The organism is Pseudomonas sp. NPDC078700, assembly GCF_044542375.1.
In the GTDB taxonomy this organism is placed as follows: domain Bacteria; phylum Pseudomonadota; class Gammaproteobacteria; order Pseudomonadales; family Pseudomonadaceae; genus Aquipseudomonas.
The window spans coordinates 745809-771687 of the sequence record NZ_JBITUI010000003.1; the positions used below are offsets into that span (position 1 = coordinate 745809).

Annotated in this window: 29 protein-coding genes and 1 tRNA gene; 8 read left to right on the forward strand and 22 right to left on the reverse strand. The window is 54.5% G+C overall.

Translation table 11 applies throughout. From position 1 onward, the window contains the following. Positions 1–7: 7 nt before the first annotated feature. From rlmN to trmJ, 12 genes are all read right to left on the reverse strand, one after another. The gene (gene rlmN / locus ACIGCM_RS13875) at positions 8–1156 is read right to left on the reverse strand and encodes a 23S rRNA (adenine(2503)-C(2))-methyltransferase RlmN (RefSeq protein ID WP_397502649.1); all 1149 of its coding nucleotides are present in this window, start codon (positions 1154–1156) and stop codon (positions 8–10) included. A 23-nt stretch (positions 1157–1179) separates the two neighbouring features. Further along, a complete protein-coding gene (gene ndk / locus ACIGCM_RS13880) occupies positions 1180–1611 on the reverse strand; it encodes a nucleoside-diphosphate kinase (RefSeq protein WP_087516044.1) in 432 nt (143 codons plus the stop codon). Between the two features lie 103 nt (positions 1612–1714). Next, on the reverse strand, positions 1715–1915 hold the full coding sequence (gene iscX / locus ACIGCM_RS13885) for a Fe-S cluster assembly protein IscX (RefSeq protein WP_397502650.1): 201 nt from the start codon (positions 1913–1915) through the stop codon (positions 1715–1717). An 11-nt stretch (positions 1916–1926) separates the two neighbouring features. After that, positions 1927–2265 (reverse strand): ISC system 2Fe-2S type ferredoxin, encoded by a 339-nt coding sequence (fdx, locus tag ACIGCM_RS13890; protein ID WP_397502651.1) that lies wholly within the window; start codon positions 2263–2265, stop codon positions 1927–1929. A gap of 2 nt (positions 2266–2267) precedes the next feature. Beyond that, complete coding sequence (gene hscA / locus ACIGCM_RS13895) at positions 2268–4133, reverse strand: Fe-S protein assembly chaperone HscA (RefSeq protein WP_397502652.1); 1866 nt, start codon at positions 4131–4133, stop codon at positions 2268–2270. 53 nt (positions 4134–4186) lie between these two features. Beyond that, entirely contained in the window at positions 4187–4708 is a 522-nt protein-coding gene (gene hscB, locus ACIGCM_RS13900; RefSeq protein WP_397502653.1) for a co-chaperone HscB, read from the reverse strand. 7 nt (positions 4709–4715) lie between these two features. After that, positions 4716–5039: an iron-sulfur cluster assembly protein IscA gene (gene iscA / locus ACIGCM_RS13905; protein ID WP_087516039.1), complete on the reverse strand. Its 324-nt coding sequence runs from the start codon at positions 5037–5039 to the stop codon at positions 4716–4718. A gap of 12 nt (positions 5040–5051) precedes the next feature. Then, a complete protein-coding gene (gene iscU / locus ACIGCM_RS13910) occupies positions 5052–5438 on the reverse strand; it encodes a Fe-S cluster assembly scaffold IscU (protein WP_010484583.1) in 387 nt (128 codons plus the stop codon). 41 nt (positions 5439–5479) lie between these two features. After that, complete coding sequence (locus tag ACIGCM_RS13915) at positions 5480–6694, reverse strand: IscS subfamily cysteine desulfurase (protein ID WP_397502654.1); 1215 nt, start codon at positions 6692–6694, stop codon at positions 5480–5482. 40 nt (positions 6695–6734) lie between these two features. Next, positions 6735–7226, reverse strand: a complete 492-nt coding sequence (gene iscR / locus ACIGCM_RS13920; protein ID WP_397502655.1) for a Fe-S cluster assembly transcriptional regulator IscR — start codon at positions 7224–7226, stop codon at positions 6735–6737. 126 nt (positions 7227–7352) lie between these two features. Continuing rightward, the gene (gene cysE / locus ACIGCM_RS13925; protein ID WP_397502656.1) at positions 7353–8144 is read right to left on the reverse strand and encodes a serine O-acetyltransferase; all 792 of its coding nucleotides are present in this window, start codon (positions 8142–8144) and stop codon (positions 7353–7355) included. Next, positions 8137–8916 (reverse strand): tRNA (cytosine(32)/uridine(32)-2'-O)-methyltransferase TrmJ, encoded by a 780-nt coding sequence (trmJ, locus tag ACIGCM_RS13930; protein ID WP_397502657.1) that lies wholly within the window; start codon positions 8914–8916, stop codon positions 8137–8139. The genes cysE and trmJ overlap by 8 nt, the downstream gene beginning before the upstream one ends. 144 nt (positions 8917–9060) lie before the next feature. Here trmJ and suhB point away from each other — a divergent pair, with 144 nt between their 5' ends. Further along, positions 9061–9876: an inositol-phosphate phosphatase gene (gene suhB, locus ACIGCM_RS13935; RefSeq protein WP_397502658.1), complete on the forward strand. Its 816-nt coding sequence runs from the start codon at positions 9061–9063 to the stop codon at positions 9874–9876. A gap of 220 nt (positions 9877–10096) precedes the next feature. On the opposite strand, the gene ACIGCM_RS13940 is transcribed toward suhB, so the two are convergent. The 6 genes from ACIGCM_RS13940 to queA form a co-directional block, all read right to left on the reverse strand. Beyond that, entirely contained in the window at positions 10097–10630 is a 534-nt protein-coding gene (locus ACIGCM_RS13940; RefSeq protein ID WP_397502659.1) for a glycine zipper 2TM domain-containing protein, read from the reverse strand. Positions 10631–10744: 114 nt separating this feature from the next. Continuing rightward, complete coding sequence (gene secF / locus ACIGCM_RS13945) at positions 10745–11650, reverse strand: protein translocase subunit SecF (RefSeq protein ID WP_397502660.1); 906 nt, start codon at positions 11648–11650, stop codon at positions 10745–10747. Between the two features lie 9 nt (positions 11651–11659). Continuing rightward, a complete protein-coding gene (gene secD, locus ACIGCM_RS13950) occupies positions 11660–13528 on the reverse strand; it encodes a protein translocase subunit SecD (RefSeq protein ID WP_397502661.1) in 1869 nt (622 codons plus the stop codon). Between the two features lie 62 nt (positions 13529–13590). Then, positions 13591–13926, reverse strand: a complete 336-nt coding sequence (yajC, locus tag ACIGCM_RS13955; protein WP_397502662.1) for a preprotein translocase subunit YajC — start codon at positions 13924–13926, stop codon at positions 13591–13593. Between the two features lie 40 nt (positions 13927–13966). Further along, positions 13967–15082, reverse strand: coding sequence for a tRNA guanosine(34) transglycosylase Tgt (gene tgt / locus ACIGCM_RS13960; protein ID WP_397502740.1), 1116 nt, complete (start codon positions 15080–15082; stop codon positions 13967–13969). 14 nt (positions 15083–15096) lie between these two features. Then, positions 15097–16146: a tRNA preQ1(34) S-adenosylmethionine ribosyltransferase-isomerase QueA gene (queA, locus tag ACIGCM_RS13965; protein WP_397502663.1), complete on the reverse strand. Its 1050-nt coding sequence runs from the start codon at positions 16144–16146 to the stop codon at positions 15097–15099. Between the two features lie 110 nt (positions 16147–16256). Here queA and ACIGCM_RS13970 point away from each other — a divergent pair. Continuing rightward, a tRNA-Leu gene (locus ACIGCM_RS13970) sits at positions 16257–16341 on the forward strand. Between the two features lie 124 nt (positions 16342–16465). Here ACIGCM_RS13970 and ACIGCM_RS13975 read toward each other — a convergent pair. Next, positions 16466–16855, reverse strand: coding sequence for a GFA family protein (locus tag ACIGCM_RS13975; RefSeq protein WP_397502664.1), 390 nt, complete (start codon positions 16853–16855; stop codon positions 16466–16468). A gap of 89 nt (positions 16856–16944) precedes the next feature. Between ACIGCM_RS13975 and ACIGCM_RS13980 the strand changes: the two genes are divergently transcribed. The 4 genes from ACIGCM_RS13980 (at position 16945) to ACIGCM_RS13995 (ending at position 20491) form a co-directional block, all read left to right on the forward strand. Continuing rightward, positions 16945–17337: a hypothetical protein gene (locus ACIGCM_RS13980; RefSeq protein WP_397502665.1), complete on the forward strand. Its 393-nt coding sequence runs from the start codon at positions 16945–16947 to the stop codon at positions 17335–17337. A 212-nt stretch (positions 17338–17549) separates the two neighbouring features. After that, the gene (locus tag ACIGCM_RS13985) at positions 17550–17978 is read left to right on the forward strand and encodes a DUF2231 domain-containing protein (RefSeq protein WP_397502666.1); all 429 of its coding nucleotides are present in this window, start codon (positions 17550–17552) and stop codon (positions 17976–17978) included. Beyond that, entirely contained in the window at positions 17975–19267 is a 1293-nt protein-coding gene (locus ACIGCM_RS13990; RefSeq protein ID WP_397502667.1) for a PQQ-dependent sugar dehydrogenase, read from the forward strand. The genes ACIGCM_RS13985 and ACIGCM_RS13990 overlap by 4 nt, the downstream gene beginning before the upstream one ends. Positions 19268–19618: 351 nt before the next feature. Continuing rightward, positions 19619–20491 carry a diguanylate cyclase domain-containing protein gene (locus tag ACIGCM_RS13995; RefSeq protein ID WP_397502668.1) on the forward strand — a complete coding sequence of 291 codons (873 nt, stop codon included), beginning with the start codon at positions 19619–19621 and terminating at the stop codon, positions 20489–20491. Here the strand turns inward: ACIGCM_RS13995 and ACIGCM_RS14000 are convergent. Beyond that, a complete protein-coding gene (locus tag ACIGCM_RS14000) occupies positions 20420–20662 on the reverse strand; it encodes a diguanylate cyclase (RefSeq protein ID WP_397502741.1) in 243 nt (80 codons plus the stop codon). The two genes, ACIGCM_RS13995 and ACIGCM_RS14000, sit on opposite strands and share 72 nt — an antisense overlap. 363 nt (positions 20663–21025) lie before the next feature. Here ACIGCM_RS14000 and ACIGCM_RS14005 point away from each other — a divergent pair, with 363 nt between their 5' ends. Further along, positions 21026–23281, forward strand: a complete 2256-nt coding sequence (locus ACIGCM_RS14005) for a TonB-dependent siderophore receptor (protein ID WP_397502669.1) — start codon at positions 21026–21028, stop codon at positions 23279–23281. An 84-nt stretch (positions 23282–23365) separates the two neighbouring features. Here ACIGCM_RS14005 and phnX read toward each other — a convergent pair whose 3' ends face one another. Beyond that, positions 23366–24193 (reverse strand): phosphonoacetaldehyde hydrolase, encoded by an 828-nt coding sequence (gene phnX / locus ACIGCM_RS14010; protein WP_397502670.1) that lies wholly within the window; start codon positions 24191–24193, stop codon positions 23366–23368. A 317-nt stretch (positions 24194–24510) separates the two neighbouring features. Beyond that, on the reverse strand, positions 24511–25290 hold the full coding sequence (locus ACIGCM_RS14015; RefSeq protein ID WP_397502671.1) for a class I SAM-dependent methyltransferase: 780 nt from the start codon (positions 25288–25290) through the stop codon (positions 24511–24513). Positions 25291–25374: 84 nt separating this feature from the next. Between ACIGCM_RS14015 and ACIGCM_RS14020 the strand changes: the two genes are divergently transcribed. Further along, a complete protein-coding gene (locus tag ACIGCM_RS14020) occupies positions 25375–25809 on the forward strand; it encodes an RrF2 family transcriptional regulator (RefSeq protein WP_397502672.1) in 435 nt (144 codons plus the stop codon). The last annotated feature ends 70 nt before the right edge of the window (positions 25810–25879 follow it).

Consider the following 25879-nt stretch of genomic DNA (forward strand, 5'->3'; position numbering starts at 1 on the left):
TCCTCTCTTAGTTTCTGTTTGCGGTGGAACGTGGCGACTCTGCCTCGCTACTCAGTTCACGCACGGCGATATAACGCTCGCTGCGGCGAGTACGATCCATAACTTGACCAACCAACTGGCCACAAGCCGCATCAATGTCTTCACCGCGCGTTGTCCGCACAGTGACATTGTGCCCTGCTTTGTGCAGCAGGTCTTGGAAACGGCGTATCGCATTGTTGCTCGGCCGCTCATATCCAGAAAAAGGGAAAGGATTAAACGGGATCAGGTTGATTTTGCAAGGTACATCCTGAAGAAGTGCGATCATCTCCTCAGCATGCTCAATCTTATCGTTCACATCTTTAAGCAAGGTGTATTCGATAGTCAGCACGCGCTTCTCACCCAAACGCGAGACATAACGCTTACAGGCAGCGAGGAGTACTTCCAACGGGTATTTCTTGTTGATCGGCACTAATTGATTGCGCAGTGCATCATTGGGTGCGTGCAGTGACAGTGCCAGTGATACGTCGATCACCTCTGCCAGCTTGTCGATCATTGGCACCACGCCCGAGGTAGACAGGGTCACCTTACGCTTGGAGATGCCATAGCCAAGGTCGTCCATCATGATTTTCATGGAGGCGACGACATTGTCGAAATTCAGTAACGGTTCACCCATACCCATCATCACCACGTTGGTGACAGCGCGATCAATCTTCGCGGGCTGAGTGCCGAATGACTTATTCGCGATCCATACCTGGCCAATAATTTCGGCGGCGGTCAGGTCGCTGTTAAAGCCTTGTTTACCGGTGGAACAGAAGCTGCAGTCCAGTGCACAACCAGCCTGGGACGACACACATAGCGTGCCCCGCGAACCCTGGGGGATATACACAGTTTCAACACAGCTACCGGAGGCCACACGAACCACCCACTTGCGGGTGCCATCGGTGGAGATATCTTCGCTGACCACTTCCGGGCCACGAATCTCAGCACAGGCCTTGAGCTTTTCGCGCAAGACCTTGCTGACATTACTCATGGCATCGAAATCATCGATACCAAAGTGGTGAATCCACTTCATTATTTGACCGGCACGAAAACGCTTCTCCCCGATACTGTCGAAGAATTGTTCCATTTCCTGCTGGGTCAGACCCAGAAGATTAATTTTACCGGTCGCAATAGTCATGGTTTCACCTTCACTCGATTCGCTTAGCGAATGCGAGCGCACACCTCGGTAGAAGCGAAGAAGTAAGCGATTTCGCGAGCAGCTGAGGCTTCGGAGTCCGAACCGTGAACAGCGTTTTCGTCGATGGAAACAGCGAAATCAGCACGAATGGTGCCAGCAGCTGCTTCTTTAGGGTTGGTAGCGCCCATCAGCTCACGGTTTTTCAGGATGGCGCCTTCGCCTTCCAGAACCTGAACGATAACTGGACCGGAAGTCATGAATGCAACCAGATCCTTGAAGAAGCCACGCTCGCTGTGCTCAGCGTAGAAACCGCCAGCTTCACGCTCGGACAACTGAACCATTTTCGAGGCAACTACGCGCAAACCAGCTTTTTCGAAGCGGGTAACGATCTCACCAACGACGTTTTTAGCCACTGCGTCTGGTTTGATAATAGAGAAAGTACGTTCAACAGCCATGTGAAACTCCAAAAAAGAGGATTAAAGCGAAAAATTAAACCCGCGAATTATACGCGGGTTCTTGGGAAATGCGTAGGGCTCGCGCCTGAAGGCGCATCGCTAACTAGTCAGCTTCTTCGATCCAGGCAGCCTGAATGGCTTCAAGCACCTTCTCACCACCGCGCTGACTATCGTCTGAAAAATCAGGAAGTTCGATCACCCAACGGTGCAGATCGACGAAGTTAACGTACCGTGGATCAACATCGGGTTTGCTATCGGCCAACTGAATGGCAATTTCCAGCACATCAGCCCATTTAATACTCATGCCGATGCTCCTTAATGGCCTTCAGAAACCTGATTAATGGTGTATTTAGGAATTTCGATAACCATATCTTCCTCACCCACCACTACCTGACAAGACAGGCGCGAATTAGGCTCCAAGCCCCACGCTTTGTCGAGCATGTCGTCTTCCAGCTCGTCGGAAGGCTCAAGCGAATTGAAACCTTCACGCACCACAACGTGACAGGTGGTACAGGCGCACGACTTCTCACAAGCGTGTTCAATATGGATGCCATTGCGCAGCGCCGCATTCAACACAGTCTCACCAGGCTGAGCCTCAAAAACCGCACCCTCTGGGCAATGCTCGGCGTGCGGCAGGAAAATCAACTGGGTCATGCTTATTCCTCAATCTCATTCAGACTACGGCCCGCCAGTGCGGCTTTGACCGTGGAATCCAGACGACGCGCTGCAAACGCATCGGTCACCTGGGTCAATCGTTTAGTTTGCTGCTCAAGAGCCAAGCCATCGCTGCCATTCATCAACTCGCGCAACAGCTCAACCTGGGCATTGATTGCGATGCGCTCTTCAGCATCCAGCAAGCGTTCACCGTCAGCGGCCAGCGCCGCTTCTACCGCCTCAAGCAAACGCTGAGCATCAACTTGCTGCTCACGTAACACACGGGCTTGCTTGTCATCGCCGGCATTACTGAATGAGTCTTGCAGCATTTTTGCAACCTGATCATCAGTCAGGCCGTAGGACGGCTTAACCTGAATGCTCGCCTCAACGCCAGAACCCAACTCACGCGCAGCCACGCTCAGCAAACCATCGGCATCGACCTGAAAGGTCACCCGAATTTTTGCGGCACCGGCCACCATTGGCGGGATACCACGCAGCTCAAAACGCGCCAACGAGCGGCAATCGCTGATCAGCTCACGCTCGCCCTGGAGCACGTGAACCATCATTGCAGTCTGGCCATCTTTGTAAGTGGTGAAATCCTGAGCCCGAGCGACGGGGATTGTGGTGTTGCGCGGGATGACTTTCTCCATCAGACCGCCCATGGTTTCAAGCCCCAGGGACAATGGAATCACATCCAACAGCAACAGCTCTTCGCCATCCTCACGCTTATTACCGGCCAAGGTGTCAGCCTGAATCGCTGCACCAATGGCAACCACTTGATCAGGGTCGATATCGGTCAGCGGCTCACGGGCAAACATTTCAGCCACAGCTTTACGCACGCGAGGTACGCGGGTTGAACCGCCTACCATGACCACCGCACCGACCTCTTCCAGCTCGATACCGGCATCACGCACGGCGCGGCGACAGGCCTTCAAACTACGGGCAATCATGGACTCGATCAGCGATTCAAACAGCTCGCGAGTCAACTCACCGCGCCACTGCTGATAAACCACCTCAACTGAATCACTGCTGGTTAGGGCTTCTTTCGCCGCACAAGCGGCTTCAAGCAAACTGCGCTGCGCACTTGGATCGATATCAGCTGACAAACCTGCTTGCTGGATGATCCAGCTAGCGATCGCGTGATCGAAATCATCACCGCCCAGCGCACTGTCGCCGCCAGTAGCCATGACCTCGAAAACCCCGCTAGTCAAACGCAGGATAGAAATATCAAAGGTGCCGCCACCCAAGTCGTAAATCGCGACAATGCCTTCGGCATTCTGATCAAGACCATAGGCGACCGCCGCGGCTGTTGGCTCATTGAGCAAACGCAGAACATTCAAGCCCGCAAGACGTGCTGCATCTTTAGTCGCTTGACGCTGAGCCTCATCAAAATAGGCAGGCACGGTAATTACAGCACCCACCAGCTCACCGCCAAGGGTTAACTCAGCACGCTCACGCAACACCTTGAGAATTTCAGCAGAGACTTCAACCGGACTTTTTGCGCCCTGCACCGTCTCAATTGAAGGCATCTGCGATTCACCGCCCACAAAGCGATACGGCAGTTGGTCGCCGAGCTGTTTAACATCAGCAAGGCCGCGACCCATCAGGCGTTTAACCGAAACGATAGTGTTGAGAGGGTCACTGGAGGCGGCCCCTTTGGCACCCTCACCCACTTCAACGTGATCCGCGTGATAGCGCACAGCGGACGGCAAGATAAGCGCACCCTGGACATCAGCCAATGGCTCGGATATGCCGCTGCGAACGGCTGCGACTAGCGAATTGGTGGTACCCAGGTCGATACCAACTGCCAGCCGACGTTGGTGTGGCTGGGGGCTCTGTCCGGGCTCAGCGATCTGCAGTAAGGCCATGGTTTATATGTGCTTTTGTGAATATCAAGCGCACCTGGTCAGGTGCGCGAGCGTTAATCGTCGAGGCGCTCTTCTAACTGGCGAACCTCGTGGGAAAGTTTGTCGAGAAACTGCATGCGACGCATCAGGCGCTCGGCCTCATCTCGTCTTGCAGGGTCATCCCAACAAACCGCAAAGCTTTCGTTGAGCTCATCCGAGGCAACTTTCAGCTGACGCTTAAACTGCATGACGCCATCAATGTCTGCGGCGTCCTGCAAGTCTTCTAGCTCTTCACGCAACTGAATTTGCTGCATCAGGAAGTCAGGATCATGCACTGTTACTTCAAGCGGTAGCTCAGGGCCACTCAACGCAAGCAAGTAACGGGCACGCTGTGGAGCATTTTTCAGCGTTTGATACGCTTCGTTAAGGCTCGCAGACTTCTCTAGCGCAACGCGCTGTTCGCGCGCTTCGGCATCAGCAAAACGATCTGGATGAACCGCACGCGCCAACTCACGGTAGCGCGTAGCCAACTGCTCAAGGTCCAGGCGAAAACTCGGCTGCAGGTCAAATAAAGCGAAGTGACAAGGAGTACCCACAATAGCCTCAGATGTTGAAGCTTTCGCCGCAGCCACATTCACCGCGCACGTTAGGGTTATTGAACTTGAAACCTTCGTTCAGACCTTCTTTGACGAAGTCCAGCTCAGTACCGTCGAGGTATACCAAGCTTTTAGGGTCAATAATCACCTTAACCCCGTGACTTTCAAACACTTGGTCTTCGCCAGCAGTTTCATCGACAAACTCCAGCACATACGCCAAACCAGAGCAGCCAGTGGTGCGAACAGCCAAACGAATGCCCTCACCTTTACCGCGCCCATCGAGGGAGCGCTGTACGTGCCGGGCAGCGGCTTCGGTCATGCTGATAGCCATCGACAAACCTCCTTAGAGCAAACCTTTCTTCTGCTTGTAATCACGCACGGCAGCCTTGATGGCGTCCTCAGCGAGTACCGAGCAGTGAATTTTAACCGGCGGCAACGCCAGCTCTTCAGCGAGCTGAGTGTTTTTGATGGTTTCAGCCTCATCCAGCGTCTTACCCTTCATCCACTCAGTGGCCAGGGAGCTGGAAGCGATAGCCGAACCGCAACCGTAGGTTTTGAACTTGGCGTCTTCGATAACGCCTTCGCCGTTTACCTTGATCTGCAGGCGCATAACGTCGCCGCACGCAGGAGCACCGACCATGCCGGTACCAACATCAGGGTCCTGCGCATCCATCTTGCCGACGTTGCGCGGGTTTTCGTAGTGGTCAATGACCTTTTCGCTGTAAGCCATGCTCTTATTCCTCAATCATCAGGCGCCGCTCACCGGCAGCTTTAGTGTGCCGCCCATTCAACCTGGGACAGATCGACACCTTCTTTGAACATATCCCACAGTGGCGACAGTTCACGCAGCTTGGTAACTGCATCGCGAACTTTCGCTGCTGCGTAATCAATCTCTTCTTCGGTGCTGAAACGACCGAAGGTGAAACGAATCGAGCTATGTGCCAGCTCATCGTTGCGGCCCAAGGCGCGCAATACGTATGAAGGCTCAAGCGATGCCGATGTACAGGCAGAGCCCGACGAAACGGCCAGATCCTTGAGCGCCATAATCAGCGACTCGCCCTCAACATAGTTGAAGCTTAAATTGAGGTTGTGCGGTACACGGGCAATCATGCTGCCATTGATGTACAGCTCTTCCATGTCTTCAAGGTGCGAGTAGAAACGATCACGCAGAGCCAGCAGGCGCTTGTTTTCTGCGACCATTTCTTCTTTGGCAATACGGAAGGCTTCACCCATGCCGACGCACTGGTGGGTCGCCAAGGTGCCCGAACGCATGCCACGCTCATGACCACCGCCGTGAGTCTGCGCTTCCAGGCGGATACGCGGCTTACGACGCACATACAGGGCACCAACACCTTTAGGGCCGTAGGTTTTGTGTGCGGAGAAGGACATAAGATCAACCTTGAGGTTCTCAAGGTCGATTTCAACTTTACCAGTCGATTGCGCCGCATCAACGTGGAAGATAATCCCACGCGAACGGGTCAGCTCACCGATAGCCGCAATATCATTGACCGTGCCGATCTCGTTGTTGACGTGCATGATCGAAACCAGAATGGTGTCTTCACGCAGAACCGCCTCGACCATTGCCGGGGTGATCAAGCCGTCTTCACCTGGCTCAATATAGGTGACTTCGAAACCTTCACGCTCGAGCTGGCGCATGGTATCGAGCACCGCTTTATGCTCAATCTTCGAGGTTACAAGGTGCTTACCCTTGCTCTTGTAGAAATCAGCGATGCCTTTGATGGCCAGGTTATCGGACTCGGTTGCACCGGAAGTCCAAACGATCTCACGTGGATCTGCGCCAACCAACTCAGCAACCTGACGACGCGCATTCTCAACTGCTTCTTCAGCTTTCCAGCCAAAAAAGTGTGAGCGCGAAGCTGGATTACCGAAGTTACCGTCAGCGGTCAGGCACTCAACCATCTTTTGCGCAACGCGCGGATCAACCGGCGTAGTGGCCGAATAATCGAGGTAAATAGGCAATTTCATTGATTCTCTCCTATCAGGAATCAGGCTTTGCAAGCTGAATTCAGTCGACGGTGGAAGCTTCGATTTTGTCGAGGTGTGGCACCTTGCCGTTGCAGCGACGCTGATCTTGTCGATGAGCGACTTCTTGAACCTCACGACGGGTAACCAAATCTGCCAAGCTGATACCACTTAAAAATTCGTGAATCTGCTGGCTCAGGTCACACCACAGGTGATGAGTCAGACAGGTATCGCCTGCATGGCAGTCGCCCTGACCTTGGCAGCGTGTTGCGTCAACCGACTCATTGACCGCATCAATCACTTCCGCAACCTGAATACCGGCCATATCACGCGCAAGCTGATAACCACCGCCGGGACCACGAACGCTGGACACTAATGTTCCGCGACGCAATTTGGCGAAAAGTTGCTCCAAGTAAGAAAGGGAAATTCCCTGACGCTCAGAAATATCAGCAAGGGACACAGGGCCATTTTGCGCATGCAACGCCAGATCAAGCATGGCGGTGACGGCGTATCGGCCTTTGGTTGTCAGTCTCATCTAAGAGGTACCGAGGATTACAATATGCTGCAAATTATGCAATTCCCGAGTATTTAAGTCAACTATAAGACCTATTAAATTACTCGGGATTAGAGCTTGCGAGGGGCGCAAAGCATAGCAAACTCGCTATGCCTGCGCATCTGTGGCGGGCTTGTCTTTCTGCTCTTTACAGACGCCGATAAAGTCCTCATCGCGCAATACCGGTAAATCTTTCGCGCAATAGTCACTGCCCAGCGAAGTAAGCGCCTCACACATACCCTCAAGACGACCATCGACCGCCTGCAGATGGTCCAGCAACTGACCAATCGCTCGCGAAACCGGATCAGGCATATCCTGGCTAACGCCATAGGCATCAAAACCTAGTTTTTCAGCCATTGCCTTGCGCTTGGCTTCTTGGTCGCTGTCATCCTTAACAATGATTCGCCCCGGAATACCCACCGCAGTAGCACCCGCTGGAACTTCCTTGGTAACCACCGCATTTGAGCCAATCTTAGCCCCGGCACCCACGGTAAAAGGCCCCAAAACTTTGGCCCCAGCGCCGACCACCACACCATCTTCCAGAGTCGGGTGACGCTTGCCTTTATTCCAAGTGGTTCCACCCAAGGTAACACCCTGATAAAGGGTTACGTCGTTACCAATCTCAGCCGTTTCGCCAATGACGATACCCATGCCGTGATCGATAAAGAAACGACGCCCGATCTTGGCACCCGGATGAATCTCGATCCCGGTCATCCATCGACCAAAATTTGAGACCACGCGTGCCAACCACTTCCAACCATTGACCCATAATGCATGCGCCACACGATGCAGCCAAACAGCATGCAAGCCGGGGTAACAGGTGACCACCTCGAAGGTATTACGCGCGGCTGGATCGCGATGAAATACGCTTCGAATGTCTTCCCGGATGAGCTCAAACATCTGACTTCCCCTGCTTATGGTGTTCACCGCGCGCAGCCTTGAGCGTTTCCGTCAAAATGCCGCGCAAAATATTCATTTCAGCTCGACTGATGTTATTGCGACCATATAAACGCCGCAACCGGCTCATCAGGTGGCGTGGATTTTCCGGATCAAGAAAACCAATCTCTTCCAGCGCTTTTTGCAGGTGCGCATAGAACGATTCAAGCTCATCAGCCGTGACCATCTGCGTATTGAGCATCGCAGTGGTTTCCAGCTTGGCCACTTTGGTCGGCTGATTTTGCGCGGCCAGCCAGGCCATGCGGACTTCGTACGCCAAAACCTGCACTGCCGCCGCCAGATTCAATGAGCTGAATGATGGATCAGACGGAATATGCACATGAAACTGGCAGCGCTGTAGCTCTTCATTGGTAAGGCCGGCGTACTCACGACCAAACACCAACGCCACATCAGCCCCTTCCAGCGCCTGCTCGCACGCAGCCACACCACACTCACGCGGATCCAGCAGCGGCCATGGAATACGCCGATCACGAGCACTGGTACCTAAAACCAGATTGCAGCCAACCAACGCCTCTTCAAGGGTGCCGACAACTTGCGCCGCCTGCAGGATATCGCTGGCACCCGAAGCACGTGCATCAGCTTCATGACTGGGAAAATCAATCGGGTCGACCAGAACCAAACGGCTCAACCCCATGTTTTTCATTGCCCGCGCCGCACCACCGATATTCCCGGGATGACTGGTATTGACTAAGACCACTCGAATATTTTGCAGCAACGAAAGCGCTCACATTGAATGCACAAGGGAGCAAATCTTACAGAACCCACCTTGATTACGCCACGCAAGGCTAAGCGGCACTTCATATATGAAAGTTTTCTGATAGAATGTTCGGCTTTCTTTAACGACCCAGGTGACCCATCCATGCAGCCTATGCTGAATATCGCGCTGCGCGCAGCCCGTAGCGCCGGTGAAATGATCTTCCGCTCTATCGAACGCCTGGACGTCATCTCGGTAGACGAGAAAGATGCCAACGATTACGTGACAGAGATTGATCGCTCCGCAGAGCAGCTGATCATTCAGGCCCTGCGTAAAGCCTACCCAACTCACGGCTTTTACGGCGAAGAAAGCGGCCTTACCGAAGGCACTGGCGAAGGCGCTGATTACCTGTGGATCATTGACCCACTGGATGGCACCACCAACTTCATTCGTGGCGTACCCCACTTTGCAGTTAGCCTTGCGTGTAAATACCGTGGCCGCCTTGAGCACGCCGTGATTATCGACCCGGTTCGCCAGGAAGAATTTACTGCCAGTCGCGGCCGTGGCGCCGCTCTTAATGGTCGCCGCCTTCGCGTCAGCACCCGCAAAAGTCTTGATGGCGCCCTGCTCGGCACCGGCTTTCCGTTCCGCGAAAGCCAACTCGACAACCTAGAAAACTACCTCGGCATGTTCCGCAGCCTGGTCGGCCAAACCGCCGGTGTTCGCCGCGCAGGTGCAGCCAGCCTCGATTTGGCCTATGTCGCCGCCGGCCGCTTTGATGCCTTCTGGGAGTTCGGTCTGTCGGAGTGGGACATGGCCGCAGGTGCACTACTGATTCAAGAAGCAGGCGGCCTGGTCAGTGACTTCACTGGCGGCCACGACTTCCTGGCTAAAGGCCAGATTGTTGCCGGCAACACCAAATGCTTCAAAGCTGTACTGACTGCAATTCAGCCGCACCTTTCAGCCTCACTGAAGCGCTAAGCTTGATTGATCGAAAAGCGCCTACGGGCGCTTTTTTTATGCCACAAAAAGTGCCTACGCAGGATGGATGACGCTTTTCCACCCACCATTAGCACCACAGAACAACAGCACTACCGCGCCCGAAATATCATCGCAAGTCTACGGCGGACAGGCTTCGCCCCACACAACACCATCGCCCACAAAAAAGCGCCCAATCAGGGCGCTTGTTTGAGCAACTGGTTTATTGGGCGTCAGAGAGCACCAGCTTGCCATCTTTAACCGGAATACGGCTGCCCGGATCTTCTGCCATACGAATCTGGCTAACTTTGCCATCCAACTCGTATTTAACGTTGTAACCCACCAGCTTCTGACTGGTGTCAGTCACTGTTTTGCAGCGATTTTCGGTTGTGGTGTAGGTATCGTTAGCCTGCATGTTGCCCTGCACTTTGTTACCGGCGTAACCACCACCAATAGCACCCGCTGCAGTCGCAATTTTCTTACCGTTACCGCCACCTACTTGGTTACCCAGCAGGCCGCCCACTACGGCACCAATGGCCGTACCAGCAATCTTATGCTGATCTTGCACTGGACGCTGTCGCGTCACAGTCACGTCGCGACATTCCTGACGCGGGGTTTTGATTGTTTCATTGATAGGCTCAACAGCCACCACATCTGCGTAGTCTGGGCCACCGACCAAGCTGTAAGTCGCCACAGCACCGCCAGCAGTTACGCCCACCGCACCTAAAACTGCACCTACAAGCAAAGACTTATTCATAACTGACTCCTGACTTTTAACTGGCGCATCGCGCCTTATCCTGTAGCTCAGACAACAAAAAGCCCCCACAAGTTCAATACTTGTGAGGGCCCAAGGTTGACGCAGCGCCGCGTATTAAGGGCGCTCGTCTACCTCTTCAGCTACAACTGGCGGAATAAGATCATCTACCGTCAGGTTCAGCCAGATCAGCACCACGTTAGCGATGTAGACCGATGAGTAAGTACCAGCAAATACACCAATAAACAGTGCAACCGAGAACGAGAACAAGTTGTCGCCCGCGAAAATCAACAGCGCACCAATGGCCAGCAGTGTCGAGATCGAGGTCGCCAAAGTACGCAGCAAGGTTTGGGTGGTCGAGATATTGATGTTTTCAATCAACGTTGCCTTGCGCAGAACTCGGAAGTTCTCACGCACCCGGTCAAACACCACAATGGTGTCGTTGAGCGAGTAGCCGATGATCGCCAGAATCGCGGCCAAGGTGGTCAGATCGAAGGTTACCTGGAAAAACGACAGGATCCCCAAGGTCACAATCACGTCATGAACCAAGGAGACGATGGCACCGACCGCGAACTTCCACTGAAAGCGGAAGGCCAGATACAACAGCACCCCACCCAGCGCCAGCAGCATGCCGATACCGCCTTGGTCACGCAGCTCTTCACCCACTTGCGGGCCAACGAATTCGACCTTCTTGACCTCTAGTTGATCACCGGTTGCGCGCAGAGCGCTTGCAACCTTGCTGCCCAACTCAGGGTCATCACCCTGCATGCGCACGACCACATCGGTGGTTGCACCAAAGCTCTGTACCACAGCATCGGTAAAACCAGCTGCCCCAAGCTTCTCACGCACCTGTTCAAGAACAGCAGGCTGTTCATAGCTCAGTTCGATCTGGGTACCACCCGTGAAGTCCAAACCAAAGTTAAGACCTTTAAACGCCCAGCTACCCAACGCCAGCAGCGTCAGAAAAACAGTTACAGCAAACGCAATATTGCGTACGCCCATGAAGTTGATTGTACGATTCATGTCAGCCCCTTAAATCCACAACTTCTTGAAGTCACGCCCGCCGAAAATCAGGTTGACCATAGCGCGGGTCACCCAGATGGCAGTGAACATAGACGTCAGGATGCCAAGCGACAGCGTCACCGCAAAGCCTTTAACCGGCCCGGTGCCCATTGCGAACAAAATACCGCCCACGAGCAATGTCGTCAGGTTGGCATCGATGATCGCAGAGAACGCACGGTCGAAACCTTCATGAATGGCTCGCGGAATTGACATCCCGTTGGCGATTTCTTCACGGATACGCGAGAAGATCAGTACGTTGGCGTCAACCGCCATACCCATGGTCAACACGATACCGGCGATACCTGGCAAGGTCAGCGTTGCACTGAGCAACGACATCAATGCCAGCAGCAAGATCATGTTGAAGCCCAGCGCGATCGTCGCCAGCACACCAAAGAATCGGTAGATCGCGATAATAAACAGCGACACGAACAGCATGCCCCACAACGCTGCATCTACACCTTTGGTGATGTTATCAGCGCCCAAGCTAGGGCCGATGGTACGCTCTTCAGCGAAGTACATCGGCGCAGCCAGTCCACCGGCGCGCAGCAGCAGTGCAAGCTCAGACGACTCACCCTGACCATTGAGACCGGTGATACGGAACTGACTGCCCAGCGGCGACTGAATGGTTGCCAGACTGATGATTTTCTTTTCTTCAGAGAAGCTTGGCACCGCCACGTCTTGCTCAACACCATCAACGGTCTTGCGCACATACTTGGTGATTGGCTTTTGCTCAATGAAAATTACCGCCATGCTGCGACCGACATTGCTACGCGTTGCGCGGCTCATCAAGTCTCCGCCGTGGTTATCCAGACGGATATTCACTTGCGGGCGGCCGTTTTCGTCGAAGCTGGCCTGAGCATCCGTCACTTGGTCACCGGTGATGATCAGCTCACGCTCAAGATCAACAGGTGGACGACCCGGCTCACGGAACTCAAAGGCCTCAGTCGATGCTTTAGAGGCATCAGCCGCGGCCTCAAGACGGAATTCAAGGTTGGCAGTCTTACCCAGAATACGCTTGGCTTCAGCGGTGTCCTGAACGCCCGGCAACTCAACCACGATACGGTTGGCGCCCTGACGCTGAACCAAAGGCTCAGCCACACCCAACTCGTTTACCCGGTTGCGAACAGTGGTCAGGTTTTGCTTGATCGAGTACTCGCGAATTTCAGCAACCTTGGCCTTGGTCAGCGTCAATCGCAGCACTTGCATGCCGCCACGCTCAACGGTGGTCAGATCAAAGTCGGTGTAGTCCTTGCGCACTAAGCTGGTGGCTTTATCCAGCGAGTCTTCATCAGCGAAGCCCAACTGAATGGCTCCGTCCTGCACTGGCATGCTGCGATAACGTACACGTTCTTTACGCAGCAACGTTTTCACTTCACCTTCGTAAACCTTGCGCCGTGCATCCAGGGCTTTTTCCATGTCCACTTCGAGCAAGAAGTGCACACCACCGGAAAGGTCCAGACCTAGCTTCATTGGCGTGGCACCAATACTACGCAGCCAGTCAGGAGTGGTTTGCGCCAAGTTTAGCGCAACGACAAAATCTTCACCGAGCGCCTTGCGCACGATGTCTTTTGCAGGAAGCTGATCTTCCTGCTTGGCCAGGCGCAGCAAACCGGCCTTGCCTTGTTCAGCGACGCTTAAACCCTTGACTTCAATACCGGCTTCTTTTAACGCGCGGTCTGCGCGATCAAGGTCAGCCTGTTCGATGCGCTGAGCGGTGCTGTTGCCGCTGATCTGAATCGCCGGATCATCCGGGTACAGATTAGGTGCGGAATAGATAAAGCCGACGACCAATATGGCCACAATCAGCAGGTACTTCCAAAGTGGAAATTTATTGAGCATGACGCCGCCCGTTGTAACGCGGGGCGCAATTAGCGCCCCGTCGAATGGTAATGGTTTGCAACTTAGATGGCTTTCAGAGTGCCTTTAGGCAAGGTCGCAGCAATGGCCACCTTCTGAATTTTCAACTCAACAGTATCCGAGACTTCAATGACCACAAAGTCATCGCTAACTTTGTTGACCTTGCCAGCGATGCCGCCGGTCGTTACCACCTCATCACCCTTCTGCAAGTTACCCAGCAGGTTTTTGTGCTCTTTGGCACGCTTAGACTGTGGACGCCAGATCATCAGGTAAAAGATGACCAGGAAGCCGACCAAAAATACCCACTCAAAACCGCTACCAGCTGGGCCTGCTGCAGGTGCAGCGGCGTCTGCGAATGCCGCAGGGATAAAAAAGCTCATGTATCACTCCTGTTGAAATAGTTTTTAAACAAACTCATTTTTAGTCCAGCGGCGGTGTTGGCAAACCACGCTGGGTGTAGAAGCTATCGACAAAGGCGGCCAATGTACCCTGTTGGATAGCACCGCGCAAACCAGCCATCAAGCGCTGGTAGTGACGTAAGTTGTGGATTGTATTGAGCATACTGCCGAGCATTTCACCGCACTTATCTAAATGGTGCAGATAAGCCCGGGAGAAATTCTGACAGGTGTAGCAGTCGCAGTTGGCATCCAAGGGTGAATCATCGTGACGATGCACCGCGTTACGGATCTTCAGCACGCCCGTATCGATAAACAAATGACCGTTGCGAGCGTTACGCGTCGGCATCACGCAATCGAACATATCAACACCACGGCGCACACCTTCGACCAAATCCTCAGGTTTGCCAACACCCATCAGGTAACGTGGCTTTTCAGCCGGCATCATGCCTGGCAAGTAATCCAGCACCTTGATCATTTCTTCTTTAGGCTCGCCCACCGACAAACCGCCAATGGCCAAACCATCAAAGCCGATTTCATTGAGACCCTCGAGTGAACGCTGGCGAAGTTCCTGGTGCATACCGCCCTGAACGATGCCGAACAAAGCTGCGGTGTTATCACCGTGAGCCGCCTTGGAACGCTTGGCCCAGCGCAACGACAACTCCATCGAGGTTTTGGCAACATCGAACTCCGCCGGGTATGGCGTGCACTCGTCGAAAATCATCACAACATCAGAACCCAGGTCGCGCTGAACTTGCATTGACTCTTCAGGCCCCATAAAAACTTTGGCGCCATCAACTGGCGAGGCGAAGGTTACGCCCTCTTCCTTGATTTTGCGCATCGCGCCCAGACTGAAGACCTGGAAACCACCAGAGTCGGTAAGAATCGGCCCTTTCCATTGCATAAAGTCATGCAGGTCACCGTGCTCCTTGATCACCTGGGTGCCCGGACGCAGCCACAGGTGAAAGGTATTCCCCAGAATCATCTGCGCGCCGATTGCTTCGATGTCACGCGGCAACATGCCCTTAACCGTGCCGTATGTACCGACCGGCATAAACGCTGGGGTTTCCACCACGCCACGGGGAAATGTCAGACGCCCACGACGCGCTTTGCCATCGGTCGCCAATAACTCAAAAGACATACGGCAAGTACGCGTCATACGTGATCCTCTGGCCCGCGCGCCGCGGGATTACGGGTGATAAACATGGCATCACCATAACTAAAAAAGCGGTAACCCTCGGCGACAGCACTTTGATAAGCCGCCATGGTTTCCGGATAACCTGCAAATGCCGACACCAGCATTAGCAAGGTCGACTCAGGCAGGTGGAAGTTGGTGACCAAGGCATCGACCACATGAAAAGGTCGGCCTGGGTAAATAAAAATATCGGTGTCACCACTAAACGGCTTGAGCTCGCCATCGCGGGCTGCGGTTTCCAGCGAGCGCACACTGGTTGTGCCCACTGCGATAACCCGCCCACCGCGCTCACGGCAAGCGGCTACGGCATCAACCACATCCTGGCCGACCTCCAGCCACTCACTGTGCATATGGTGCTCTTCAATGCGCTCAACGCGCACCGGCTGGAAAGTCCCCGCGCCGACATGCAGGGTGACAAAGGCCGATTCAACGCCCTTGTCAGCGATTGCAGCCATCAGCGCTTGATCGAAATGCAGCCCTGCCGTGGGCGCTGCAACTGCCCCTGCGCGCTGTGCATAGACAGTCTGGTAGCGCTCACGGTCAGCGGCTTCGTCCGGACGGTCGATATAAGGCGGCAATGGCATATGGCCAACCCGCTCCAACAGCGGCAGTACTTCTTCAGCAAAACGCAGTTCGAATAATGCATCGTGGCGGGCAACCATCTCAGCTTCGCCGCCGCCTTCAAGCAATATTTTTGAACCGGGCTTTGGTGATTTACTTGAGCGCACATGCGCCAGCACACGATGAGTGTCGAGCACACGCTCAACCAGCACCTCAAGTTTTCCGCCCGATGCCTTCTGGCCAAACAAACGCGCAGGAATGACCCGCGTGTTGTTAAACACCATCAGGTCGCCAGGTCGCAGAAACTCAAGCAAGTCGCTGAATTGACGATGGCCCAGGGCACCGCTCGGCCCATCAACAGTAAGCAGGCGACTCGCGCGCCGCTCGGTCAATGGATGACGAGCAATCAGGGCTTCAGGTAAATCAAAATGAAAATCGGCAACACGCATGACAGAAGGGTCATCTAGCAGGGCGGCAAAGTTTAGCGGAAAATATTTAAAATGACCACGAAAGAGCATTGACCAACTCGAAACTCGTCCCTATACTTCGCCGCCATCGTGCCCCGGTGGCGGAATCGGTAGACGCGGCGGATTCAAAATCCGTTTTCGAAAGAAGTGGGAGTTCGAGTCTCCCCCGGGGCACCACAAACTCGAAGAAAGGCCTTGATTATCAAGGCCTTTTTTTATGCCTGTAGAAAAGCAACCTGGTCTTTCCCCAACCTGTTTTCAGCAAGAACAGCACAGCCTCGCCCTAGTCGGTGATGGCGTTTTACTCAAACCGCCCAGCGCCATCACGGTCGCGAAGATAGCGGCGTGACAACGGAAATTCCGGCAGCCATGACTCGCGTCGCAGCATCCAAAGTTCGTAGGTAGGCCGCAGTTGGTCTGGCTCATCCAATGAGCCTAGATTTAACTCAACTTCATCATCGCTGCGGGAAAATACAGATGAGCCGCAGCGCGGGCAAAAATGACGCCCCTGATATTCACGGGTCTCCCCTGCTACAGTCACTGCAACCTCTGGAAATATCGCTGAGGCATGAAATAAAGCACCGTGATGCTTGCGACAGTCGAGACAGTGACAAATCCCCACTCGATAGGGTTGGCCAAGCGCTACAACTCGAACATTGCCGCACTGACAACCCGCATTGAACGACTCCACACCCACCTCCTCTAAGACTGGTATCCAGGTTCTGTAGACCACGGGACTATCGGCACGCCGAACACAAATAACCATCTGGAGAACTGCCCATGCTCAAGACCGCTTTAGTACTCAGCTTAGGCGTTGTGCTCAGCGCTTGCACTCAAGACAGCAGTGCTCCAAGACCACCCGCCCTCACACCTGGGTCGGTCAGCGATCAGTGGGTGGGTCGATGGATCGGTGTCGAGGGACTCAATCTAACCCTGAGCAAAGATATGCAAGCCGGTCCCGGGCATTACTTGCTGGACATGCAATATGGCCTCGACGCAGATCAGAGCGGGACCTTCAAAGGCCAAGCCACAGCTGAAGGTATCGCCTTCGAGCGCGATGACGGCCCACAACTACTGCGCGCCGGAGATGGCCAGGCCACCGGGCTGAAATGGTTAGCTGATAAGCACAACTGCTTGATTGTAAAGCCAGGCGAAGGCTATTGCCGGGACTGATCATCGGCAGTAAATCGCTTGTGGCCATTTTTAAACGTGGTGAACGTATCCGACACGATTACCGCCGCTTTCCCAGCAAATAAGCTGAACTATCGCGGGAAAATCACGTTCTAGACCTATGTTCACTGTGCGCATTTTGCGGCCTCATTGGCCAGTGCGCCCGCACTGAAGACTCAACTCTCGCGCGTAACGTAAAGTGATAAGGAGCTGTCGTGACCGTAACCGCCAACCCCGTTTATCGAAATGTGCCAAGCCCGCTTCATGCAATCCTGCTTGCAGGCACTGTGCCTTTGTTTCTCGGCGCATTGTTGAGCGACATTGCCTATTTCAAAACCTACGAGATCCAGTGGAGTAACTTCGCCTCTTGGCTAATAGCCGCAGGCTTGGTTTTCTGTGGACTGGCCTTGCTGTTTGCGCTTGTAAACCTGTTCAGGGCCGACCAAAAATCTGGGCGGCCAGCGGTGTACTTGCTGCTTCTGCTGGTGACCTGGGTAATTGGCTTGGTGAATGCTTTCGAGCATGCCAAAGACGCCTGGGCCGCCATGCCGATGGGCTTGTATTTGTCAGTGGTGATTACCGTACTGGCGTGCATTGCCGCCTGGACAGGGCTGACTAACCTGCGTTCGGGAGGTGCACAATGAAACACTCAAAAGCACTGACTCTGTTGAGTATGGCAATGCTCTTGAGCGCCTGTGGTGACGGCGGTAGCAGCAAAGAAGCATTTGGGCCAGACCCAAAGCTGCCAGAACCGCAGCGCGGCCTGTTACCCAATATGAAGATTGCTGAGCCGGTCAATTGGGGCGATCAAAAACCTACAGTGCCGCAGGGTTACACCGTCACGGCTATCGCCACCGACTTGAAAATCCCGCGTCGAATTCTGGTCCTGCCCAATGGCGACATCCTTGTTGCGGAAGGCCGAGGCGGCAATGCGCCAAAGCTCAAACCCAAAGACATTATTGCCGGTGTTATCAAAGCCGAAGGCAATACCAAAGTTAAAGGCGGAAATCGCCTGACACTCCTACGCGACGCTGATGGTGACGGCACCTACGAGCTGAAAACTGTATTTGCCGAAAACCTCAACGCACCTTATGGATTGGCCTTTGCTGACGGCAAGCTGTATGTCGCCAACCAAGATGAACTGGTGAGTTTCGACTACCAGGACGGCCAAACCAAGGCCAGCGGCAAACCGAAAAAGATCACTGACCTGCCTTCACAGATTAACCACCACTGGACCAAGTCACTGACCATCAGCCCGGATGGCCGCTTCCTGTACGTCGGTATTGGCTCGAACAGCAATATCACTGAACGTGGCATGGAGGTTGAACTTGACCGAGCCAGAGTGTGGCAGGTCGACGCCGACACCGGTGCCCACAGACCTTATGCGACCGGTTTGCGTAACCCGACAGCATTGAGGATTCAGCCTGGGACCGAGCAATTGTGGGCGGTGGCAAACGAGCGCGATGAGCTTGGACCTGATCTGGTTCCAGACTATCTGACCACAGTTCGCGACGGCGGTTTTTATGGCTGGCCTTATAGCTACTGGGGTCAGCACGTCGACACCCGCGTAATGCCGCAAGACCCGGACAAAGTCGCCTCGGCGATCAAACCTGACTACAGCCTTGGTTCGCATGTTGCAGCACTCGGGCTCGATTTCTCCCAGCCTGCAATGGGCAACACCTTCGCAGACGGCGTGTTTATTGGTGAGCATGGCAGTTGGAACCGCGATAATCCAGTTGGCTATAAAGTGGTCTTCGTGCCTTTCAGCAACGGCCGCCCCGCAGGTGAACCGATTGATTTCGCCACAGGCTTTCGCGGGGAGGATGGAAAAACCCGCGGTCGTCCCGTCGGCGTAACGGTTGACCCACGCGGCGCACTTCTTATCGCCGATGACCTTTCAAACACCATCTGGCGAGTCACGCCCAAGCAATAAACCCGGGGCGGTGTTCGGCTGTTTAACGGTTGAACACCGCTTGTGCTTGCAGCAATTGCGGCACTGCACCTTTAGGCCACTGATCCGTGCGTTGATCCCAGATCCAGCCACTCATCTTGGCACCAGGCCAAGATTGCCGCGGGTAAAAAACTCCCGTTCGCACCTGAAAATCTTAGTCACGCGGCTACTTGCGATTTTTTCTTACTCGCCAATTGGTTAAGCTGACAAGGTATTTGATGTGCTGTACTGACGAGACCAACTGTTAACTGACTGCTGGAAGCCCGCAGGACTCTTTGTGCCCTATCGTGATCGGGCTGTAATCAAGATATATAAAGCGGACTTCCCTGACCTATGCCCGTCGACCTTCAAGCCCTCTACCCTAAGCTGATCAATCTGATGCTGGATACAGTCTTCGTGGTCGATAGGGACAATCAGATTGTATTTGTCAGCGATGCCTGCGAGGCGCTGCTCGGTTACCCGGCCAATGAGCTGACCGGCACGCCCATCACTGACTATATGCATCCAGAGGATCTGGCTATCACGCAGGCCTCAATTATCCGGGTCATGAATGGTCAACCGCATATCGATTTTCGCAACCGCTATATCCGCAAGGATGGCGGTGTCGTGCACATCCTCTGGGCTGCATTCTGGTCCGAGGAAGTAGGGGCGCGTATTGGTGTTGCACGGGACGTAACGGCACTCTGGCAGGCCGAGTCGGAACTGCATTTCCTTGCCCACCATGATTCGCTGACAGCGCTGGCTAATCGGTCGTTGTTCAATGAACGACTGGACTCGGCCTTGCGAACAGCACGCCGTAATCAAAGCACGTTGGCGCTGCTCTTTGTAGACATCAACGACTTCAAGGGGATCAACGATATCCACGGGCACTCGGCAGGTGACCGCGTGCTTTGCAGTGTTGCACGACGCTTGGAGGGCTGCGTACGTGAGACCGACACAGTGGCACGCATCGGCGGCGATGAATTCACGGTTCTGTTGACCGATATCCAATCTGCGGAGGCCGTTTCAGCGAAGGTGGAGCAGATTCTCGCGCTCATGGCCGAGCCGCTGGGCGCTGAATGTGGCGAAGTCAAAATGCCATCTTGCAGCATCGGCGTAGCCTGCTATCCCGCAGACGGTGAGGATGCCGACACCCTACTCAGCCATGCGGATAGCGATATGTATCGGATCAAAAGGCAGCGCGCTGTTGGTGGCTGCAAGCCCTGAAGGGATTTTCGATAAATCCTGGCCTCTCCAATTAGGGCAGTGCATCTCTAATGCTTGGACTGCCTTGCGTATACGCTCTGCACTTTCAACCGCGTGACTAAAATTCGCGTCCGGTAATATGGCAATAAACTCTTCGCCACCCCAGCGCCCGATAAAATCCTGCTCGCGCAGCGAGGAACAGCTACTGTCTAGCTGCCACTAGCCACTTCTCACACAGAGTGGACCTTCCAATTGGCTGGTCATCGACTTATATACGGCTTACCGCTCTGTAGATGCCATTCGTCTTGACTTTGCGGGCAAGCCTTTTGCCGTTAGCGGCTTCTTACTGCCCTTCTCGCCCAAGCACCAACGCATGAAACGACCCACTGCCGACTCAACCCAATTTAACCCCTGGCTACTCCCTCTAGGCTGACTCACTCACGTGAATCTTGTGGCTAATCCCAAAAGATAACTTCTCAACGGGCATTTCAGAATAAATTACGATTGCGTATGATAGTGATTCGCATCAGCATTATAATTAAATGTGAGTCCACTATGTCCGCCCTACTCTCCTTGCGTCCTAACAATAACGTCGCCCTGCGCCCAGTTGCGGCAATTCGTCCCTTGGCGCTAGCCGTGCACATGCTTGCAGTGGGTGTCGCCTTCGTGAGTCCATCTGTATATGCGGCTGAATCGGCGGAGCGCAAAGAGTCCGATAGCGCGGTGACCCTCAACCCGATGGAAATCACCGGCAGCGCCGACTACAAGCCCAGCGCGGTCACTGAGGATACCCACTCCTACACCACCGAAGCTGCGCGTACGGCCACGCCCCTGAGCATGTCCCTGCGTGAAACGCCGCAGTCAGTCAGCGTGGTAACCCAGCAGCGCATCGAAGACCAAGACCTAGAAACCATCCTCGACGTGGTCAATAACGCCACTGGCGTTTCAGTCAACCGCTACGAGACCAGCCGCGCACAGTTCAACGCCCGAGGGTTTGAACTCAACTCGCTGATGATCGATGGTGTGCCGACGATTTATGAACAACCTTGGAGCTCTGGCGAGATTTTCAGCAGTTTGGCCATGTATGACCGCGTCGAGATCGTCCGCGGTGCCAACGGTTTGATGACCGGTGCAGGGGACCCTTCGGCGTCCATCAACCTGGTCCGCAAACGCGCCAGCAGCCGTGACCTGAAAGGCTCGGTAAAGTTTAGCGCCGGCACTTGGGATACCTTCGGCACTGAAGCCGATGTTTCCACAGCGCTTAACGAAGCGGGCACTATTCGCGCGCGTTTGGTCGGTGAAGTCACCGATGGCGATACCTGGATCGACAACAACTCGACCCGCAGCGAAACCGTCTACGGCACCATGGACATCGACCTGACGCCAGACACCACACTGTGGTTTGGTCTGAGCAATCAGGAAAATAGCGAAGACTCCCCAATGTGGGGCGGCTTGCCTGTCTGGTACGCCGATGGCAGCCGCACCAATTGGAGCCGGTCGAAATCCACTTCGGCTGACTGGAGCAAGTGGGATACTACCTACAAGACCTACTTCATAAATCTTGACCACACCTTTGCCAACGATTGGCAAATGCAGCTCAGCTATAACCGTGGCGAACGCAGCGGCGACTCTGCCCTGCTCTACCTTTCCGGCAACCCAGGCCGGGACGGCAGCAGCCCGATGGCTTCGTTCCCCGCAACCTATAAAACTGAAACCAACCAAGACGACTACAGCATCCGCTTCGACGGCCCGTTCTCACTGCTGGGTCGTAAGCACGACTTGGCCTTCGGTTATATCGACAGCAAGCAAGAGTTTGATGCTGACGCGCTCAATGCCTTGTCTGGCTTCCAAGGCGTGCCAAACTTTGATGCCTACAACGGTGATTTCCCCGAGCCTACTTGGGCCCCCCGCAGCGACTACGGCTACAGCGAAACCCGGCAAAAGGGCTTGTACGCTGCCACGCGCTTGAACCTGACCGACGACCTGAAACTGATTCTTGGCGGACGTGACAGCTGGTACGAGCAAACCAGTGATGATGTGTTCTCGGAAGTCAGCAAGGTTGATGTGGACCACGAGCTGACGCCTTATGCCGGCATCGTCTACGACCTCAACCAAAACCTGTCGGCCTATGCCAGCTACACAGAAATTTTCTTGCCACAATCGGTCCGCGACAGCAGAGGCCAGCAGCTTGAGCCTATTGTCGGCGAAAGCAGCGAACTGGGCCTCAAGGGTGAGTTTTACAATGGTCGGTTGAACGCCTCGGCTGCTGTGTTCCAGATCAAACAAGACAATCTCGGTCAAAACACCGGTGAACTGATCGATCCAACCAACCCCATTGGCGGTTTTGCTTACGAGGCCAGTGAAGGTGCGACCAGCAAAGGCTTCGAGGTGGAAGTGTCCGGTGAGCTGGCAGAAGGCTGGAATGCCTCGCTGGGTTACACCCAATTCACCGCTGAAGATGCCGATGACAACGACGTCAACACCCTGTACCCAACCAAGCTGTTGCGTACCTTTACCACCTATCGCTTGCCCGGCGTATTCAATAAGCTGACCATTGGCGGCGGCGTGAATTGGCAGGACAGCATCTACACCTATGCAACCAACCCGGCGGGCAACAGTGAGAAGATCGAGCAAGATGCTTATGCGCTGGTCAACTTGATGGCACGTTATGAATTCACCGACAACCTGTCGGCGCAGTTGAATGCCGATAACATCACCGATGAAAAGTACTTCGATATTTTCGACGCCTACGGTGCCATGACTTACGGCGCACCCCGAAGCTTTACCGCTTCTGCGAAGTACAGCTTCTAACCACTGGCAAACCTCGCTTGAATCACCCACAACACCGGCCTTGCGCCGGTGTTGTGCTTTAGGCACTGACTATCAGTAGTAAACTCAGTTGCTCTGCGGCATTTCCCCCCGCGCCAAGCGGGCGTTGATGGCATCGATCACTGCGGGTAAATCGGTGATGGTGTCTATCAGGTAGTGCGGACGAGCACCTTCAAACATCTGGCTGATGCGCCCACGGGCCGCCTCCAGCTTGTCTTGCGGCAAGTTTTTGAACTGCTGGTACGTCAGGCCCAGTGCATTGCCGGAGCAAGTCAGTGCGACTGTCCACATACCTGCGCTGCGACCTTCAAGAATACCCGGCCAAGTGTTGTCCACCTTCACGCAAGCGGCCACATCATTGATACCCAGAGCGATCACGTTAGCCAGCGACTGAGCGGGGTGCGGGCGGCCATTCGGCACCTCGTCGGTTGCGACCACATGATCCGGGACATAGCCATTTTCGCGGGCTAGTTCGACCACTCGAGCCATGACGACCGCCGGATAGCCCGAACATGTGCCGACTTTTAAACCTTTGTCGCGCAAAGAGGCAATGGCGTCGAGCGCACCCGGTATCAATGCCGAGTGCTCGGCAATCTTTTCTATCTGCAAGGGCATAAAACGTTCATAGATGGCGCTGACATCAGCGTCCGTCGGTGTGCGGCCACAAACTGCGCGGTAACGCTCGGCAATCTCCGGGATGTTGCACAGGGTACGAATGTGATCCCACTTGCCCATGCCCATCGGGCCTCGTGCCTCCTCCAGAGAAACCTGCACCCCGAATTCGGCAAACGCTTCGACGAATATCTGCGTGGGCGCAAAAGAGCCAAAGTCGACGACGGTGCCGGCCCAGTCAAGAATGGCAGCTTGCAGCCGGGATGGTTGCTGATAGTCCATGATCATTCTCCATTTGCTGTGACTGGAAAAATGCCAGCCCGTGTAGGTACTGGCTCAGTCAAAGCACACAGGGGCATACGCTGGCACTCAGCTAAGTTCTCGCCTAAAAGAGCTAAGCCAAGTGCTGCAAGGTTGGGGTTAATGTTGGGCGCTTGAACCGATGTATCCTAGGTCCAAACCCAAAGCAACAGTGCGGCCAATAGCGGTCAGCCCGTCAGTGAATTGGATGGTGTTCCTTTACTGGCGCTCCGTACCTGTGTGATGCAGGCAGCGGTAACCTCAAGCCGTTTCACGCAGAATATCTGCCCGTCGCCGGCTCATTTTTTCGCCACAGCAATCAGCGCTGTTGAGGGGATGGGGAGGATTGGCTGAGCACCGGCCATTTGCCGAACTTCGGCAATTACTGCTGATTTGTCGGATGCACTGAGACTGGACCAGTCAGGTGACATGCCAAACAAGGTGTCTGGTTCATCAAGGGCTGCAACATCCAGCAGATAATCATGGGTCACCCGCTCAATAACCGGATTGCAAAAACCCGCTGCGATCAATGCGTGGGCGAAATCATCAGGATTACTCAATGCCTGCACACCCGCAGGCATCGTCATACCTGCACGTTCAGGAAAGAGCTTGCGGCGTATATTGCCAAGCAATAGAAAAGTTGCCGCGCCCTGGTCTTGCCAGGTGGCAACCACGCCATGCCCACCGGGTTTAGTCACCCGCTGCATCTCTTCGAGCCCCTTGCGCCAATCAGGAAACATGATCACGCCAAAGATCGAAAAGACAGCATCGAAACTTTCATCAGGGAGGTCGAGCGCCTGACCGTCCATCACTCGCGCGTCTACATTGGGCAACCTTGCCGCTGCCACGCATGCCACCATGGCGGCGGAAAAGTCCGTTGCAAGAACCTGCGCTCCAGTGCGCGCCGCCGCTAATGCCAGCGCGCCAGTCCCTGCGGCAACGTCGAGCACACGGCTGCTGGGCGTGAGCACCACCCGAGCCAGTGCAGCCTCTGCAAAATGTGCAGTGAACGGATGGGCAGTCTTTTGATAATGTTTGGCCGCAACGTTCCAGTGATCCGGGTTTTCGAACTCGTGCATTTTCTTGTCCTCGCCATTCATGTATCTTTATAAGTATCATGAGTATCTACACATGCCAACCAGAAACTGGCAGAGGATCAATCTGTGCGAAATGACAGCCGCCTTTCTCGAATGCTGCACGTCCTCGTCCATATGGCGCGACATGCAGGACCGATGACATCTGAAAGTATCGCAACGATGCTTGGCACAAACTCGGCTGTCATCCGCCGGACGATGGCCGGGTTAAGGGATGCAGGCTATGTAAGCTCGGAAAAAGGCCATGGCGGAGGCTGGGTCATCGCGTGCGATTTTGAACAGCTATCCTTGTTCGATGTATATCGGGCGGTTGGAGGGCCTAAGGTGTTTGCGATCGGTAACCACAACGCCAACCCCGACTGCGTGATCGAGCAGGTCGTCAATGATGCGGTGGCCGACGCGCTGCGCGATGCGGAGTCAATACTGGTCAAACGGCTTAGCGCCATCAGCCTTGGCGAGCTAAACCGGGCATTTGAAGCACGCTGCGCGGCCCAGCATAACTGAAGCCGATGCCACCCTTTCGAACCAAGGCCCAACAGCAATAATCCGCACTGGGCCTAAAATCTCAGACAGG